This window comes from Variovorax glucosi (genome assembly GCF_051216695.1).
Lineage (GTDB): Bacteria > Pseudomonadota > Gammaproteobacteria > Burkholderiales > Burkholderiaceae_C > Variovorax.
Window position 1 is genome coordinate 1,374,223 of record NZ_JBPJZE010000002.1, and the last position, 16,894, is coordinate 1,391,116.

Sequence of the window (16,894 nt, forward strand, 5' to 3'; positions counted from 1 at the left end):
TTTCTTGAAAGTCGACGTTCGAATCCTCGATCCGCGCATGGCGGATCAGCTTCCCGCCTATGCAACGCCCGGCAGCGCCGGCCTCGACCTGCGCGCCTGTCTGGACGCGCCGGTCACGCTGGAGCCCAATGGCTGGCAGCTGATCGGTACCGGCATCGCGATCCATCTGGCCGACCCAGGCCATGCGGCGCTGATCCTTCCGCGGTCCGGTCTTGGTCACAAGCACGGGATCGTGCTCGGCAACCTGGTCGTTATGCGCAGGAATCAAACAGTCTCAGGTTTGTCTCACTGAGCCACTGAGCAGATCGAAGCTCAAATGGTCACGGAGTAGGCCCTGATGCAGAGCTGACTACTGAACCTCTGAGCCAGGCAGCGCCGCTCACTTTGAACACCGGCCCGCTGGCTTCTCTTTGTGCAGTCTTGCTTTTGCTTTTGCGGGCGCGCAGCGCCCCCCCTCCCGGCCAATTCGCCTCTGCGGGAGTTAGGAAATCATCCCAAAGTTCACTTGTGCCCTCTTGAGGCGCTGGCGCGGCATTCGCAGACATGGGTTCGACCACTTCCTGCTCCGCTGCATTCGTACTCTCAGAGCTGCATGCTGGCTCTGTACGGCTAACTTGGTTTGCGAAGCAACCGATGCAGGTTCTGCCGTAGCTGTTCCCCAACGTCCTCGACCGGCATGCCCCAGATTCCCGCAATAGGCTCGCGCACAGACCATGCGTCCCAAGGCTGGAGAGGCCTTCCTCCGACGCTTGTGAAGGGCCCATCCGTTTCAGGCAGCACCCGGTTCAGAGGCATTCGAGCGATCAGGGCTCGACCTTTCTCGCCCTCCAGCATCGCAGGCCCAACGCTGAACCAGCATCCAATGCGAACGGCGTTCTCCAGCTCCGTGAGTGCTCCGGAAAACCAGTGCAGCAATGGGATGCCCGCGTGCCTCGTCGTAGCCAGCAGTTCGACTACACGCCGCTCAGCTCCACGCGAGTGGATGCTCATCACCTTTCCCGGATGCCGGCCGCACTCCGACAGGGCCGCGCGGAAAATCGGCTCCTGAACGGACAGCGAGCCGCGAAATCGTGGTGACCCGTCCATCCCAATTTCGCCAATGAAGGGTGCCTTGGCGATGCCGGCAACGAGGTCGTCGAGCTCGCCCTGTTTGGTCACAGCAACCTCGGGATGAAGGCCAAGCCCCACCTTGATGTTGAGCAGCCCTGCGAACACTCTGGATGTGGCCCTATACGCACGTGGGCTCGTCGTCACCACGAGCGTGAACTCATTCCTTCGGTTTACTTCCTGCGCGAGAGCGAGCCCATCCGGATACAGGTCAAGGTGCGAATGGAGGTCAATCACAGGACATGTTGCTGTCGCATCAGCACACCCAGTTCTGCCAGCCCTCGCCGGACCACTTCTTCGAACTCTCGCCGCCGACTTGGCTCAGCAAAAGCCAACTGGCCAGCGGTGACGATGCGCACCCCATTCTGCTCGACCTTCAGCACTGCCGCAGCGACTGCACCGATGTCGTTAGGGTCGTTGTCGAGCTGCGCGCCTCTGAGCATGGGATATACATAGATCGTGCCGTCCGCGATGCCGGCGCGGATGAACGACGCGCGGCGGACCAGGCATGGAACACATCGGCCGCAGTGCTTGTAGCCGTTCCGGACAAAACGACCGCAGCTGGTCGCTTGGGTCGCAACTTGGTTCAGCACCTCGGGAACCCTGCATTCAGCCATCATCTCCCCCTTCGTCTTGGCGGCATATGGCAGCTGCAGCACCGCGGGTATGCCTAGCGCGTCCCATAGCTTTTGCAGACGGTCCATGAACACGGGATGCGTCGTCTTCGTACTCAGACTACCCACACGGCCGGAATTGAGCGGCACGTTCAAGCTGATGAGGCCGTTCTCGGGAACAACAACTTCAATTCGGCCTGGGAGGTCGGGTCTCACTGAGGCGAGATGGTCAGCGGCGACTGCGGCGAAGGCAAAGAAGCCTATGGACCGTCCGCGTGTCGAACCTTCGATGTCGTCAACCTTGGGGCGGATGTTCTGGTTCCACTGTAGATGCCGCTCCTTCCCTCCAAGCCCCTTCGCGAAGAGGCTCTGCGTTTCCTTATCGCCCTTTGCCGTCTGCGACACCAGCAGCGGCTGACGACCTTGCTCGGTGAGGTTCAGCGCCCCCACCAGGCTGTCTAGTCCTCCTGAGAGCAAGCAAACGCAGTCGGCGTCAAACCGCACAATCGACTTAGGCCGCGGCGGCGGATAGCCACCATCAACAAAAGTCAGCCTCCAGAAGTCGCCGGTAAGGAAGCGCAACGCCTGCGCGATTTCCTGGGCTAGCACTTGGTACGGCTCGGGCTCGTAGAGCACCACCTCCAGCTCAATCTGCCGGGTCCAACCATCGGGGCTCGGGGCCCGTTCAAGCACGTTGTCCGCCGCGTTGACCGCCAGCGCCAACGACAGGAAATCCCAGCTGCGGGCACTCGGCGCAACGCCGGAAGCAAGGATGTCCTTGATGAGCGCCGTTCCCACCGTGCTGACGTCTGCCAGCCCTTCGTGCTCGTACATCGAGACGTACTCGACACCAACTTCACGCTGCGAAGGGATGTGGTCCTTCGGACCGCAAAAGACACGAGTCATAGGCCGGCTTCAAATAGTTCGAAGGTCATCTTCAGGGTCTCCTGGAAGATGGCATCAAGGTCTGAACGAGAGGGATTAGGCCTTGACTCCCGAAGCAGGTCGAGATGCGCTCCAACCTCCTCCTTGATGAAAATCCGCATGTCCTGCTCGCGCTGCACTGCGGTGACTGGGTCGACCTTTGCGCTTTCCAGGAGAGGCCCAAGGTCAAAGCAGAGCCGGTGCGTCACCTCCGATGCGAGGTAGCTCTTCATCAGTTCCCAGATGTCGGACGTCTGCAGGTGCATGAGGTCGATGTCTGGGTTCTCGATGACCAGCTCCGTCAATGCCGACGCCATGGAATCGCGAAGTGCTTCCTCATCGGCACTCCCGCCTGGCGGGGACAGCTCACGAACGATAGCGTCCACCACGTCGTCGGCCGTCGGATTCTTGCTCTGAAGGTCCTGCACCCACTGGCGCGCCTCCGCCGACGCCCCTTGGCTGACCGCGTTGAGAAACGAGAAGAGCTCTGCGCCTCCTCGCGTCGACGCGCGCATGCGAGTCGACGCAGCGCTGGCCCCACCGCTGCCCTTGCGCGAGTAGTGCCCTATGGCGTCACGGAGGTTGTCGGTATTGCCGCTCTTGATGAACTTCTTGAGCTCTCTACGCGCCTCCGCATAGCGCGCTGGCTGCGCAGTTCCTGAAGCACCCGTCGGCGGCACTGGCTCACCATCGGCGGGAGGAACTGCATCGCCGCCAAGCCCGTCAAGAACGTCGTCGAGCCATGGAGGGTCCAGGCTGACGTTGGGGCCTGGGCCGCGGCTTGAAGTCGAAGTCCCCATCACTTCCCTCCCTTGGACGCCTTCAGGTACGTCTTGACCTGCTCCGCAGACTCTGGGTCGTCACGCCAATCTGCGAGCAACAAAGCTGCCCATGGCTTGCTCTTCAGCTTTGGCAAGATTGCGTATGGCCTGCTTCCCGGAGGAATTTCCTCCAGCGCTTGAACGAACTGCTCGCCCAGATCAGGATGGGCTTCGGTGCAGTTGAGGCACCGAAGAAGGTCGACTGCGTTCCATTGGCCATCCCGTGCCTTCCGGATGACGCGGGTGAGAATGCGGGACACGTCAGCTTGGCCGAGTGCCGTGAGCTGCGGCACGAGTACCTTGGAGACTTCTTTTGCTTCCATCGTTGCCTCAAGCAGGCGCTTGCCCTCCTCAGACAATTCGTCGTACGCTGCCAAGCCGAGCGAGCGGTCCCTGCTGAGGTGCAGCAGCGCACGCAAGTCAGAACCGCTCAGGCGCGGGCTCAGGCGCACCCACTGTTGGTAGAAGGGTGTGGACCAAGACGGGTGTGGGGTGACGTACTCCTCGTCAGCCTGAGCAGCCCGCTCAAGCGCTTCCAAAAATTCCGCCTTGCCATCCGGGTTTGCAGCGACAGCCTTCACGAAGAATTCGAAGGCAGCCGGCGATGCAACGCGCTCGAGCAGCTGGACCTTCACAAGCTGCTCAATCGCAATCGGCATGTCCATCGCCTTGGCGATGGTCAGCCTAATCATCAAGTTGTTCATGAACCGCTTAATGAGTCGCGGATTGCCAGCGATGTCTGTTGCACTGACCAGCAACGGTGCAAGCTGGTCAGCAATGCCGAGTTCGCTGGCGATGCTCTTCGCGCCATCGCCATAGGCCTTGGTCAAGTCGTCGCGCGAGATGCCTTTGCCCCACGCGGTTTTCAACAGGGAGAGGAGCGCCTTCTGGCCTTGCGGTTGAAACTTCGGCGTTAGCTTCTCCTGCCTGACGGCGAGGTCGGCCATCATCAGCGCAAGGTATACCTTCACTTCGTTGACGCCGAGGCGGGGGACTTTCAGCGGCACTTGGATGAGCTTGTCAAAGTAGCTCGTCACCAGACCGCTTTCAATGTCCATGCCAGCGAAGTGCGCACGGACAGCGCCGCGAATCATGGCTTCATCTGCAGCGATGACGAACGCAGTGTTCTTCACGTGCAGCAAAAGCCGCATCGCCTCAAGCGTTGCGATGGCCGTTTGCGGCAAGCAACGGTCCAGGTCGTCGACGAACACCACCAGCGTCACACCCATATCTGCGAGCAACTCCTCGAACGCCTTCCGGAGAGCATGAATTTCCTTCGGCAATGAGTCGTCTTCCCGCTCCCCGACCAGCTCTTTCAACTCAGGCTTCAGGTCTGCGTATGCATTCTTGAGCGCGGATAAGTTCTCTTCACGCTTGGTCTCATCGGAGAGTCCCTTAGCTAGGCCCGTCGCTGCGCCAATAAATGTGCCAAGCGGCCCGCCGGCGATGGAGCCAATGCCGGCATGCGCAAGCACGGGCGCAGCCAAGCGTGCCAGCTTGAGCAACTTGACGCGCTTGACGACAGCAACCGCCTTGTCAACGAAGCCCTCGCGCTTCTTCGCCTCTTCGAGGAGTCGGTCCGAGACAGCTTGCAAGAGCGCCTGCCGAGCGTCCTCGTACCCCTGATAGAGCCAAGCATTGAACTCCATCACGATGTACGGGCTGGCAGCCGCGCCGGAGGGCTCAGCCGTCTCGAGGTCGGCCTTGGTCAGTTTGACCAGCGTCGACTTCCCCGCGCCCCAACCGCCCGAGACGCCAATGGTCAGTGGAGTACCGGCAGCTTGGCGAATCAGGTCCGCAGCCGCGCGCGCGACCACGCCGAAGTTGAGCAGGTCGACTTCAGCTTCGATGTCATGCCACATATCCATCCTCCCCATCTGATTTGTAACATTTCGCTCATGTTGCCACACGACGGCGGGGGTATTGCGTCGATAGCAGTCAACTGACCCGGAAGCATCGGATGGCCCCAGTCAGTGTCAGGTGCTGTCTTTTGCGGTGCCGGGGCGGGCGACTGCTCGTGGCCGGAACTGGATGTGGCACCCTTTGATATGACACGTCTGCGCACGCTGCCGGACTTCGTGATCATCTGGCGCCGGAGCTGGTGTCCAGCTCGGTCCGAACTGGGTTTCAAGTTCGCCCGGAACACGCAGGTGAGGGGAGGGTCAGGGCTTAGACGACTTTGAGTTCGATGGACGGCCATTCGCTCAGATGGCCCAGCAAGACCTGTGGCTGCCCACCGCCCGGTCACAATGCCGAAGGAAGCTCATCGCGATAAGCGCCACTACCTCCCGGCGGGCGCTCTCGCGTGAGACCGCCCTACGCGCGCCCGGTACTTCCGAAGCCGCCTTCGCCTCGCGAGGTCTCTATCGAGAACATGTCCACGAACTGAAACGCCACCTGAACCACAGGCTGGAACATCAGCTGAGCGATACGTTCGCCAGGCTCAATCCTGAAGGTCGTGTCGCTGTCGTTGGCGAGAATGACGCCAATTTCGCCGTGGTAGTCCGAATCCACAACGCCGATCCCTTGCGCGACACGGACTCCGTGCTCCAAGGACAAACCTGACCGTGACGCAACGATTGCGACCAGGCCGGGGTCCATCATGTTGATCGCAAGACCGGTCTTCACCAGCGTGCGGGCGCCTGGAGCGAGCTCGATGGCTTCTACGATGCAGGCGCGCAAGTCGATTGCCGCTGACCCGTCTGTAGCGTAAGTAGGCGCAGGCACGGCAGTGCCGAGCAGTGGATTCACAACTTTCGCTTCAATTCTTCGAAACATGGGAGCACTCCAGAACAAGATACATTAGGGCGGATTTATGCCGCGCTTTCTTAATGTGGAAATATTACCACCAAAGTCAGCGCTGGAATCAGAAGATAGTTGGCGCAGTCGCTTGCATTCGTTCCACAAGAGAATAATCTGCGCATTTTTCGTCTGGGAAATTTCGTCTCGCTCCTCTTTTAAAGCTGCCACTTCTTTTTTAAGATTTTCAATTGCTTCGAGTTCGCCGTCGAAGTTCGCAGATTTAAATCCATTTTTACGCGACACTCTGTGCGTGGGGCGCTTGAGAAGGTTATAAGGTATTTGCAAATCGGGATATTTTGCGAGATACCTATAAAGGGTGGCGCGTGATATTTTTGCCTTCTTTGCGACCGTCTCCGCCATATCGCCAGCCGGTGATTTTGAATTCTGTGCAGCAGTTGCAAATACAGAAATTGCGCGTGAAATGTTCTTGTAATTTTCTGGCATCAACGATCCTTGGCCATCGTCATGGTGTCTCGAATGCGATCAGCCTCTCGATTCAATAGCTCTCTTTGAAGTTTGTTCCACTTGGTCAGCGCGGCAAACTCAAGGGTCTGTTCGAGCTGCCCTTGCCAAATGGGGAGGTGCTCCTTACGCACACAGGAGTTTGAGCAACTCCCTGGATCACAAGCGTTAAGCACTGGCCCTTCGGCATCTGGCCGCTTCTCTGTGCACAGAGCTTGTTCTGGACGAAATAAGCATAGATTGAGCTTGCCGACATGGATGTTTTGTGAGCCGCTCTCGAGCCACTTTGCAATTTTCGAGGCATTGGCATCTACGGCCTGCCCCTCAAATTCTACTTTGCATTTCGTCGCCAACTCTTTTCCAAGGCCGCCCGCGATTTCTCCAGCGGCGATGTCGAGCGCAATCTCCCCGAGAATATCCACATCGAAAAGTTCTTGCTCTTCGCTCACGAGCTTATTCCATCCAGGGTCATTTGCTGCGTAGCCTTCAAACGTGGCCACGCTGATATGCTTGTACTGCAGCATGCCGGCGATTACGCCAAAAGGCCGCCGAGCGATGTACCGAGCGAGTGTTTGCCTAAATTGGCGTGCATTAAATCGCCACTCTACAAATTGCCCAGTGTTTGTCTCATGTAATGGAATTTCACGCCCAAGAAATGTGGAGCAATGCGACACGAAAGCCTTGATGTGATAAATGATTGACGCTGACGTGTAAGGCTTCCACTCAAAGCTTGCCAGATCAGAATTGACAGAAAAAGCGGTGTGGCCGTTAGTAAGAAATAGGCCATCCTTCTTTGTGGCTGTGCGAATGAATTGAGTCAATTGTTCAAGGATTTTGACTGCTTCGACCACTTCTTCAACAATCACCCACGTATCGCGCTTCCCGCCTGCACGGTGCTTGTGCAAAATAGTGTTTAAGTACCAGACCTTCTCGCCCGACGGAAGTTGATCTTCTACGCAGCAATTCGCCACGATTGAAAGCAGTTCGGAAACTCTCACTCCGGAAAATGCGAGGATCACCAACATCGCACCGTTTCGCAGGCTAACAACTTCCGCAAGCAACTCTTCCAGGGTGGTCCATTGCATGAGCCTCCAATAGGATGGCCGGTCGCGGAGGATTTTTCCAACGGCCACGGCGAGCGCTTTGTCCTTTGTGGAAGCTGAGACATTCCTTTTGGAAATCTGCTTCCAGCTGGCCATAACGGAAAGCCAAGCCTCAATAATGTGTGGAGCCCACTCTTGCGTATAGAAGAACGCGCTGGTCATGAGTGGTGAGAAAATATGGTCAGGAATACATGGAGTTTTGTTCCCTCCTCCTTTACGCGCATCTCTTGGAAGCAACTTCTCGATAGACATGCCGAACGGGATTTCCGGTAGCGGTAATGTGAGCCGCTCCCCATAACGCCAGAGTCTATAGGCGGTAGCTACCAATGTGGAAATTCGCTCGGGGCTTCGTTTTTTTTCCTTCCCAAGCCGTATGCTCTCCAGAAATCTCAACCAATCGCCTTTACGGATTTGGGAGAAATCCTCTTTCCCAAGGGAATCGAAGAACCTGACAAATGTCTTGATCGAATTTATTTCATTCTGAACGGTCAGCCAATCGACCTCATGATCCTCGTCGATTAGTGGTTCGTGCATCCTCGCGTGTGCGTACTCTGCAATTGCGAGCGCAAAACCGCCTGGAAACCCGGGAATGCTGTGTAGATGTAGCTCCTGACTCCCAGCCACTCCTGGGGTAGTTACCAGCTTCTTCATCTTCCAGACGCCATGAGAGAAAATCGAGTCTGGCGACACGGCCGCCTCCGATCCGACCTTTGAACTCGTGTCTAGTCGGTCGGTTGACGGAGCTCTGGCTTTCGCATGTCGAGTCACGCGTTACCTTTCAATTCGATGGGGATGTAGAACTGCTCAGCGGCGGCTCGGCGCATGGCAGTTTCGAGAACGTTCTCGGAAAAGCGTGGTAGGACATCTGCGCGGATCAAATCAACGGCTCGTGAAAACATGCTTGTCCATTCGACCGCGCCAAGCTCAACTTTCATGCTTTCTGCGTGATTCAAGAATGCATACACGCGGGGGAGCACATGCCGAGTAATTACTGCGTTGCTGCATCCAAAGCACTCCCATGGCTTGCCACAGAATGTGTTAGGAGCGCCTCCCGGTCGATTCAAAACATCCTTACAGGCATTGAATAGAACGTCCATTTCTCCTTTTAGGATTGAGCGTACTTTCTCAACCGGGACGCTCAACTCGTTTGAACCAGCAACCAAGTCATTTGTTGGAAGGACGGCTGGCTTTTTCACAATCCCAATCGCGTCATTAATCCCATCTCGGACAGTTTGGTCGTGAATGTGCTTCGTGGATGAATTGGCCAAATAGCCGACAGTTGTGTCGGCCAATGAGTGGACGGCGTCGTTTGATACTTTCGAAAGTTGGCCGTGCTGGATGTATTTTCGACTGAGATAGGTGACTCGCAGCCTCACCGAGGAAACTTGAAATGTCTTCCCGGAGGCATCTTCCAACTTGTTTCTCTCACACCACCCGCCTTCTCGATTCATCTGGAACTTGAAGTAGCTAGGGTCTATCGCCTTCACCATTGGCGCCCGGCTTCTCGTAAAAATGGTCATTCCGAGAAACAAGAAATCACGCTCCGCTTCGGGCGCATATTTTGCAAATGGTGCGGTCAACTCAAGCAGCTGTCGGATAAGGCTAACTGCAGAGTAAAAGCCATCGTCCTTTATTAACTTTTTGAATTCTTTGTCAGCTGACCGCAGTTTTCTGTAAATCAAATAAAACTTGCCGTCTATTTCGCGAAGACAATCGCGCCTTAGAGTTAGAATTGATGATTCGTTTCGGCCGGTTCGCTTTGTCAGCAGGATGAAATAGGGAATCAAGTCTTCAGTTAATGCGTAGCGGTGCGCATGTACGTCCCAGAGTCGGTAAACTCCCTTATAGACCCCAATTATCGCGTTGATATACGAATAATCTTTTAACGCTTTCAATGCGGGCCGCTGGAGCGGAAGCTCGCCATGAATATGGGTTGCATACCAAATGAGGTTTTCCAGTTTATTCCAGGCCAGTTCTTCCGGCTTGCGGGCACTGCCATTCCGAACGCCCCGCGGATTGGAGCCGATGGCAAGCAGCTCTTTGCCGCGTTGCAAGCGGGCATGCAACTCATCAATACAACGTCGGCACGTTTCTTCTAAATCCAGTTGCTCGGAGAATGTGTAAGGCTGACTAACCGTTGAGTCATCAATGTGCCTGAAATTACGCGGGACTCTTGTTGTTCGTTCAAAGCGGCCAATAGCGCTTGCCGCTTGAAGTAGTCGATCAAAATTACCGTACAGTCGTCGGTAGGTTACATTTTTCTGTGATTCTAAGCGTTGCTTTGTGTGTTTTCTGAACCTCAGAATTAGTTCCGTGTCGAAGTCGGCGAGCTTAATGTTTTTTGCCAAGCCCTCTTGCTCTGAGAATTCAAAGGTCCTTGTGATTGTAGAAAGGTAGCTTCTGAACGTGAAGCCACTTTTTATATTGAAGAGTGCGTGGCGGCCAAGTGAAGCAACTAAGTCGCGGGCCAAATCGCGAAATGGCGTCTGACCGTTTAAGTCCAAGAACGCCCATTTGCCTAAGCGTTCTCTCATGTCGAGAACGAGACTGCCGATCAGGTATGGCTGTCCAATCTCTTCGGGGATTGTAGTAAATTCAATCTTCAGATCAGCCATTTCAAGATTTCCATGTCACCCAACTCTCCAGCGATTCTTCTACCAATTCCTCTGCCTCATCGAGGCAATCCAGGTATATATAGGTGCTAAGGATGCTTGAGTGGCCCATCTGTTTTTGAAGCTGACGCAGCGGGTCTGTGAGAAGCAATTTGTACGCGCTCGCGCCGTGCTCTTTAATTTCTTTCAGTCGAACGGCCAGTTTACGAATGAGGCCTGCAAGCTGGTATACGGCGAACGTGTGTCGGCACCCGTGCGGCACAAGCTTTATGCCAGTCGCATCGGAAATCCGCTCGAATAAAAGCTGAACCGAGCGTGGACTTAGCCGAGTGCCATGCGTAGAGAGAAACGCCGGGGAATCATCATTGAGTTCCTCTTTGGACTGATATTCGTCTGACTCGATGTAAAACCATATCGCACGCACGCTATGCTTCGGAATTCGCACAGTTCTGCTTTTCTTTCCCTTGCCAGTGACCGTGAGTGGAACCGTCATGCGATTTTTCCACTGGGGATGGCGAACATCAGGCAGATCGCTTCGGTTAAGGTTCAGCGCCTCAGTGATGCGCAGGCCTGCCGCAACAAGCAGATCAATGAGCGAGATATTCCTAAGAGAATTCCTGCCAGCCAATATAGTGGGCCGCCAAATGTTCTTGTAGTTATCAATTGGAATAAAGCGGACGGAGTTCTCGGGGTTCTTCGCGAAGATGTCGGCTACTTCTTTCGGCGGCGCACCAAATCCGCCCCAACCGGCGCGGTAGCTGAACGGCACAGTATGGATGAGCCCGTCATCCCTCGCCCACTCGTAGAGGTGAACCAGAGCCGTCGCGTTGACGTTCCAAGAGCTGGATGTAATGGCGGGCACGTTCTGGTGTTTTCCAGACGTGCGGACCCAGAAGAAGCGGTTGAGGTGCGCCTGTGTAGCGTGCTTCCAGTCGATGCCTTGCGGCTCCAGGTGTCGGAGCATGATTGAGAGGCCGTGGGCGTACGAGCTCCATGTCCGCGGGCTGGCGCGGCGCGGCGTGATGAGACGCTCTGAAACGAACCTGTTGAGCTCCTCGTCAGGCGTTGACGTTGCAGCGTCGAGAAAGCAGGGCCTGTCCTCTTCGGGCATTTCGCCTTCGGCTGAGCGCAGGAAGCTGCACCACTCCTCGGCGTCAATGCCTTCGGGTACTGGCGCTCGGTCAAGAGCTTCGCGCTTGAAGAAGAAGAGTTCTCGCATCGTTTTGGGCCACATGTACGTGAGCGGGGGACTGAGCTGTGCGCTTGGCCTCCCAGGTCTTGAGATGCCGCTTCACAGTTGTGTTTGAGTCCCCAGCGCGCTCCTGGACGAGCGTCCAGGGTGGCTCGACGCCACTGGCCGCGAGGACGTCTGCAGCAGATACTGCTTTCGGGATCGCAACAGGCTTGACCATCGCACAGCCCTTCGGATCACGCGGCTACCGTAGCTAAAGCAATCTGCTGGTGCTGCTTTGCTCGCCCGACCTAAGGCGGCCGCCATACCCGACGAGTGACCTGACTTCATCATTGCCATTTGCCTCAACACTGGGACGCTTAACAACTTCCCGAGGCGGCGTCCGCACCGTCGAGAAGGCGGTGCTGACCCCCTGTCAGACCCTGCCGGCGACCACCCTAAGGGCCTCGCGAAGCGGGCGTCAACGGCTTTCTCAACTGCTGCGCACGATGCAAAATTTGGCGCTATACGGATCGTGGCGGTTATGCAACGTTAAGCATTTACGCAAGCTACTGCGGGCCGTCGAGCCAAATTCGTCGGCGGTGCAGAACTCTGTGAAGGTAGTTGCACTTCGGAGGCTTGCAGCTATATCGCGCGCGCACCATGAACTCGCCGAGCGGCAAGAAACAGCGCGAATCGAGTAGATTGCCAGCCCAAAGGTGGCGACCGCCATCGCGTATCGCTGGGTCGCCGGCTACCCAGCAAGCGCCCGCAGTCTTCCAGCATCATGGAGGCCATGAAATACCTCTGCATGACCTGCCTCCGCGACGAGTTCTTACGGCGGACGGAGCTCAAGACTGTCAAGACCTGCAGCTACTGTGGGGAGCGCGGGCCGGCCATAGAACTGCAAATCGCTGCCAATGGCTGCTCACCGAGACCGGAGATTGGTTGTGCAGTTCGCAGAGGTTGATGGGAAGAAGGTTCAACCAGTGCCGGGCGGGCGTGGGACTTGCCCGATGTGCGGAAGTCCGGTCGTTGCAAAGTGTGGCGTGCGGGTCGTGCATCACTGGGCCCACTTCGGTCGCAGGAACTGCGACCCTTGGTGGGAGAACGAGACGCCCTGGCACCGATCTTGGAAGAGCCTATTCCCGGAGGCGTGGCTCGAAGTCTCACATCTCGCCCAGGATGGAGAGGTGCATCGCGCCGACATCAAGACACCCAACGGCATCGTCGTCGAGGTGCAGCACTCAGCGATGTCCGATGCTGAGCGCCTATCTCGTGAGGCCTTCTACAAGAACTTGGTCTGGGTGGTCAATGGCAGCGTCTTCGTGCAGAACTTCGACATCTACCACCTGCTTCCTGAGCCGAATTCCGAGATAGCCGCCGACATCGTCTGGGCGAAGGCCGAGCGACACATGCTTGGCGCTAATAGGGGGATGTTCTTCCGCCTGTCCGAGGCCCTCCAGGATGACCCGACGGCAACCAAAGCAACAGTCAGGGGAGGGTGGATATATTCGATTCGTGACATCGAAGCGGAGGTGAGTACGGCTTACAGAGGGCACCACCAGTACGACTGGGTGCGACCTCGGCGCACCTGGCTCGATGCGACGTGCCCCGTCTATATCGACTTCGGTCGGGACTACCTCGTCAAGCTCGATACCTACGATGAGTCGGGCCTGCGCTGTATCCGTTTGGTCGCCAAGGAGAAGTTTGTCCATGACGTCATGACGGAAGACCGAGCCATCGACATCGCGACGCAGTTCTATCCGCTGCCGCGCTGAGCCTCTCCGACCGAAGGCTGGGCGATTGACGCTATATTGGCGCTCAAAAGATGCAGTTCGTATCGCGCTTAAAACGCAACACCTATAACAAGAGGGAGTGTTGTGCCGCCATCGAGTCTAACGACCCTGTTGAGGGAAATCTGCGCTTTGAGGCATTGCTGCATGAGCAATCCAACGGAACCCCGCTGTCTGCGAATTGAAACGCGTGCGCCTGAGTGGCACCATCAGCTTGCATAACAGCCGCCAGGTCCGCTTGCTCTTCAATGTTTATCTGCGCTGTGGCCGTTGCAGCATGGCCAGCTGCGCGGGCGCAAGCATGAGTGCGCCGCATCTGACCTCACCATTCTTTAGGAACGACGATGAGCGCACAGCCTCAGCAACTCCCTACAGCGCCTAACGTCCTGCTGGCTTGCATCGAGCTAAGTAGATTCAGGCGCCTTGCGCAAACCCAGGTCAAGATCGACAAGAAGACAACAGTTTTGGTCGGCGCCAACAACAGTGGCAAAACATCGCTGCTGATTGCTATCAGAAACTTCCTCGCCTCCGGCCAGGTTTTCGGTGCGTTCGACATCAGCTTGAATCAATGGCCGGCCTTGAAAGCGCTGGGCGCCGAATGGGAGAAGTTGACCGAGGACCCTGCGTCGGCCGCGGGCGACATTGAACAGTGGAAGGCGCAACTAGCCAAGCTTCTTGCTTGTATGCCCACGATGGACCTTTGGTTCGACGCGCAGACAGGGTCTTACAACATCGTCGCGCCGTTCATTACCTCTCTCAATTGGGATGGGGGCGCAGTGGGCGTTCGTCTGCGGCTCGAACCAGCGTCCTCGGTTGAAGACATCCAGCGCCTCGCCTGGCGCTACCGGGAGGCTCGACATCCGGTCAAGGACCTCAACAAGAAAGCACACGCGTGGCCCGTTGACCTCATCGACTACTGGCTGCGGCATCCGGCAGACCTTGGAGGCGTTGTCCTCTACAAGCTTGACCCAACCCTCAGTCCGCTAGGGATGCAGGCGGCGGCCGCGCCGCAGGACTTACCGCCAAAGGCTGCGACTGTAGACCGCACCAAGCTTTCGAAGCTCCTCCGCGTCGATTTCGTTGCGGCACAGCGTGGCCTTGGAACAGAGGAAGCTGAGTCCCGATCCAGTTCGGGAACCCACAAGGTAGGTCTGTTCTCGACCCAGTTGCTGAAGTATGCGCGGCTGCACCTGAATGTCGCGACGAGCGGTCAAAGCCACCAGCCAGCACTCATCGAGGCAATCGCGAATGCGCAGGTGGACCTGGATGCACAAGTCCAGGCCGCGCTGGCACCCTCCATAGAGGATGTGAAGAAGCTTGGTTATCCGACTCTGCATGACCCGCAAGAGATTCACTTCAGGACCCGTATCCAGACTGGTGACCTGCTAGACCACAGCACTGCCGTGCAGTACCGTTTGGGTGATGGCGAAGCGGAAATATTCCTCCCTGAATACTCCATTGGCCTGGGCTACCAAAACCTTCAGTCGCTGAGCTACCAACTGGTCTCCTATCGAGAGTCCAGGCTGAGGCCGGCTGCGGGTAGCCCTGCAGCCGTGCATCTCGTCCTCGTCGAAGAGCCTGAGGCGCACCTGCACGTTCAGGTGCAGCGCGTCTTCCCGCAGCGCGCGACAGAACTCATCACGCCGACTGCCCCGGAGCATGCTCATCTGGGCAGTCAGCTCATCATCAGCACTCACGCGAGTCATCTGGCCCACGCTGAGAACTTTGACCGTCTGCGATATGTACGACGGATTCCAGCGGCAGTTGCCGGCGCGATGCCGTGTTCGGACGTCATCGACTTGGCCACGGCATTTGGCGCTGACCATGAAACTCGGACCTTTGCGGAGCGGTACTTCCGTGTGCAACACACGGACTTGCTCTTCGCAGATGCTGCAGTTTTTGTTGAAGGCGCCGCGGAGCGGATGCTAGTCCCGCTGTTCATCGAACAGAAATTCCCCGAGCTCGACAGGCGCTACATCTCATTTCTCGACCTCGGCGGGCGTCATGCACACCGGCTTCGCCCATTGGTTGAGCGGCTGGGCATTCCTACCGTCGTCATCACCGACGTCGACCCAGTACGCTTGACGAAAGAGGAAAACAAGACCGTGCGCAAGGCTGCTGCAATCGAAGATGCAACGCAGTTGGAGTGCGGGAACGACACCCTAAACGCATGGCACCCCAAGAAGAAGGAACTCCACCTGATGGCCGAGCCGGTCGATGTCGACCACACCTGGAGCAATGGAGCCGGTGGGCGAGTTCGGTTTGCATGGCAGGTTCCCATCCCCAAAGGCGGGCCGTGGCCTAGTTCATTTGAAGATGCCCTTGTGCTGACCAACCTTGAGTGGTTCAAGAAGATCGGCGAAGAGAAGGGTAAGAAGCCTCAGGTCGGCGAAGTCGCGCAGCCGAAAGTAATTGGAGCTTTGGCTGCTGTGGCAAAAGCCGTCGTGGCCACGCCAGATCCAAAGGCTCTATGCATCAAGCTACACGCCCTGCTGCGCGAGGGGTTCAACAAAGGCGACTTCTCCGCGACCATGTTTGAACGCATCAGCATGGGCGACAAAGTGGACTGCCCGGGGTACATCGCCGACGCCTTAGCATGGCTTGACGCGGAGTTGATTACGCCCAAAAAGGAGGTCATCTGATGGCTAGCCAAGGGAGCGACGAAAACGAACGCGACGCTGGCGTCGTGGACGAAATAGTCGGCTACGTCTCTAGCACGCCCCCGAGAAGTTTCTTCCTCTTCGCCGGGGCAGGCTCTGGAAAGACTCGCACGTTGGTGGGCGTGTTGCGCAAGGTCACCGGCATCGGGCCGAAAGGCGTGATCTTAGACCCCAAGCCTCCAGCGGGTGATCCTGACCTGAGGTTCGCGCGCCAGCTGAGAGCGCGCGCTCAGACAGTTCGTGTCATCACGTACACCAAGAATGCCGCTTTGGTGGTGACTGGCCGACTTGGTATCAATGACCTCACGCAGGTTGCTACCATCCATTCCTTCTGCTGGGATTTGATCGCTGGGTTCAACGACGACATACGGGAAGCATCCCTAGCGCTAAACGCGCAAGCTCTCGAAGACGCCAAAGCGGAGGCGGGCGGCCGAAAGAGCGGCCCTACGGAGAAGGACAAGGAAAAGATTGCGGATTTGCAGGCCAAGGCGGTCAGTGGGCTTCCCCCGATTTCCCGGACACATCGAATGACATGATGTGTTTAGGAGGCAGACATGCCAAGGACGAGAAGAGCGTTTACGGACGAGTTCAAGCGGGAAGCGGTGAAGCTGGTCAAGCAGCCTGGAGCGAAGGTCACACACATTGCGCGAGACCTTGGCATCGAGCAGAGCGTGCTGCGTCGGTGGGTCAGCCAGGAGCATGGAAGTGTGCTCGACATGCGGCCCAACAAGCCGTTGCGCAGCGAGTCAGCATCTGAGGTCGAGCGGCTTCAACGAGAGCTGCGTCGGATCACCACGGAGCGCGACATCCTAAAAAACGGCC

General features: G+C 57.1%; 13 protein-coding genes and 2 pseudogenes. 6 read left to right on the plus strand and 9 right to left on the minus strand.

Features of this window, described 5'->3' with window-relative positions; genetic code table 11:
* Positions 1–4 precede the first annotated feature (4 nt).
* Positions 5–250: pseudogene (locus ACSFA3_RS14650) on the plus strand (dCTP deaminase/dUTPase family protein); the annotation flags it as partial.
* Between the two features lie 359 nt (positions 251–609).
* Here ACSFA3_RS14650 and qatD read toward each other — a convergent pair.
* From qatD to ACSFA3_RS14695, 9 genes are all read right to left on the minus strand, one after another.
* Positions 610–1,344, minus strand: coding sequence for a Qat anti-phage system TatD family nuclease QatD (gene qatD, locus ACSFA3_RS14655; protein ID WP_435506170.1), 735 nt, complete (start codon positions 1,342–1,344; stop codon positions 610–612).
* Positions 1,341–2,627, minus strand: coding sequence for a Qat anti-phage system QueC-like protein QatC (gene qatC / locus ACSFA3_RS14660; protein WP_435506171.1), 1,287 nt, complete (start codon positions 2,625–2,627; stop codon positions 1,341–1,343). Before qatC ends, qatD begins: the two co-directional genes overlap by 4 nt.
* Complete coding sequence (gene qatB, locus ACSFA3_RS14665; RefSeq protein WP_435506172.1) at positions 2,624–3,445, minus strand: Qat anti-phage system associated protein QatB; 822 nt, start codon at positions 3,443–3,445, stop codon at positions 2,624–2,626. Before qatB ends, qatC begins: the two co-directional genes overlap by 4 nt.
* Positions 3,445–5,328, minus strand: coding sequence for a KAP family P-loop NTPase fold protein (locus ACSFA3_RS14670; protein ID WP_435506173.1), 1,884 nt, complete (start codon positions 5,326–5,328; stop codon positions 3,445–3,447). Before ACSFA3_RS14670 ends, qatB begins: the two co-directional genes overlap by 1 nt.
* A gap of 454 nt (positions 5,329–5,782) precedes the next feature.
* Complete coding sequence (gene dut / locus ACSFA3_RS14675; protein ID WP_435506174.1) at positions 5,783–6,244, minus strand: dUTP diphosphatase; 462 nt, start codon at positions 6,242–6,244, stop codon at positions 5,783–5,785.
* A gap of 24 nt (positions 6,245–6,268) precedes the next feature.
* Complete coding sequence (locus ACSFA3_RS14680; protein WP_435506175.1) at positions 6,269–6,712, minus strand: hypothetical protein; 444 nt, start codon at positions 6,710–6,712, stop codon at positions 6,269–6,271.
* On the minus strand, positions 6,712–8,484 hold the full coding sequence (locus ACSFA3_RS14685) for a hypothetical protein (protein WP_435506176.1): 1,773 nt from the start codon (positions 8,482–8,484) through the stop codon (positions 6,712–6,714). Before ACSFA3_RS14685 ends, ACSFA3_RS14680 begins: the two co-directional genes overlap by 1 nt.
* A 113-nt stretch (positions 8,485–8,597) precedes the next feature.
* Positions 8,598–10,448, minus strand: a complete 1,851-nt coding sequence (locus ACSFA3_RS14690) for a hypothetical protein (RefSeq protein ID WP_435506177.1) — start codon at positions 10,446–10,448, stop codon at positions 8,598–8,600.
* 1 nt (position 10,449) lies between these two features.
* The gene (locus ACSFA3_RS14695; RefSeq protein WP_435506178.1) at positions 10,450–11,664 is read right to left on the minus strand and encodes a tyrosine-type recombinase/integrase; all 1,215 of its coding nucleotides are present in this window, start codon (positions 11,662–11,664) and stop codon (positions 10,450–10,452) included.
* Between the two features lie 968 nt (positions 11,665–12,632).
* Between ACSFA3_RS14695 and ACSFA3_RS26540 the strand changes: the two are divergent.
* The 5 genes and pseudogenes from ACSFA3_RS26540 to ACSFA3_RS14715 form a co-directional block, all read left to right on the plus strand.
* Positions 12,633–12,701 (plus strand): annotated as a pseudogene (locus tag ACSFA3_RS26540) (hypothetical protein); the annotation flags it as partial.
* Between the two features lie 108 nt (positions 12,702–12,809).
* Complete coding sequence (locus ACSFA3_RS14700; RefSeq protein ID WP_475544572.1) at positions 12,810–13,397, plus strand: hypothetical protein; 588 nt, start codon at positions 12,810–12,812, stop codon at positions 13,395–13,397.
* 359 nt (positions 13,398–13,756) lie between these two features.
* The gene (locus ACSFA3_RS14705) at positions 13,757–16,054 is read left to right on the plus strand and encodes an AAA family ATPase (protein WP_435506180.1); all 2,298 of its coding nucleotides are present in this window, start codon (positions 13,757–13,759) and stop codon (positions 16,052–16,054) included.
* Complete coding sequence (locus tag ACSFA3_RS14710; RefSeq protein WP_435506181.1) at positions 16,054–16,608, plus strand: DEAD/DEAH box helicase family protein; 555 nt, start codon at positions 16,054–16,056, stop codon at positions 16,606–16,608. The genes ACSFA3_RS14705 and ACSFA3_RS14710 overlap by 1 nt, the downstream gene beginning before the upstream one ends.
* 18 nt (positions 16,609–16,626) lie before the next feature.
* The coding region (locus ACSFA3_RS14715; protein WP_435506182.1) for a transposase at positions 16,627–16,894 on the plus strand (268 nt) is incomplete at its 3' end.

What these genes read in the sequence shown, in the direction of transcription:
- ACSFA3_RS14690 (WP_435506177.1), bottom strand. Translation starts at nt 10,448, where the DNA reads ATGGCTGATCTGAAGATTGAATTTACTACAATCCCCGAAGAGATTGGA.
- ACSFA3_RS14685 (WP_435506176.1), bottom strand. Translation starts at nt 8,484, where the DNA reads ATGAAGAAGCTGGTAACTACCCCAGGAGTGGCTGGGAGTCAGGAGCTA.
- ACSFA3_RS14695 (WP_435506178.1), bottom strand. Translation starts at nt 11,664, where the DNA reads ATGCGAGAACTCTTCTTCTTCAAGCGCGAAGCTCTTGACCGAGCGCCA.
- ACSFA3_RS14710 (WP_435506181.1), top strand. Translation starts at nt 16,054, where the DNA reads ATGGCTAGCCAAGGGAGCGACGAAAACGAACGCGACGCTGGCGTCGTG.
- dut (WP_435506174.1), bottom strand. Translation starts at nt 6,244, where the DNA reads ATGTTTCGAAGAATTGAAGCGAAAGTTGTGAATCCACTGCTCGGCACT.
- ACSFA3_RS14670 (WP_435506173.1), bottom strand. Translation starts at nt 5,328, where the DNA reads ATGTGGCATGACATCGAAGCTGAAGTCGACCTGCTCAACTTCGGCGTG.
- qatC (WP_435506171.1), bottom strand. Translation starts at nt 2,627, where the DNA reads ATGACTCGTGTCTTTTGCGGTCCGAAGGACCACATCCCTTCGCAGCGT.
- qatB (WP_435506172.1), bottom strand. Translation starts at nt 3,445, where the DNA reads ATGGGGACTTCGACTTCAAGCCGCGGCCCAGGCCCCAACGTCAGCCTG.
- ACSFA3_RS14705 (WP_435506180.1), top strand. Translation starts at nt 13,757, where the DNA reads ATGAGCGCACAGCCTCAGCAACTCCCTACAGCGCCTAACGTCCTGCTG.
- ACSFA3_RS14680 (WP_435506175.1), bottom strand. Translation starts at nt 6,712, where the DNA reads ATGCCAGAAAATTACAAGAACATTTCACGCGCAATTTCTGTATTTGCA.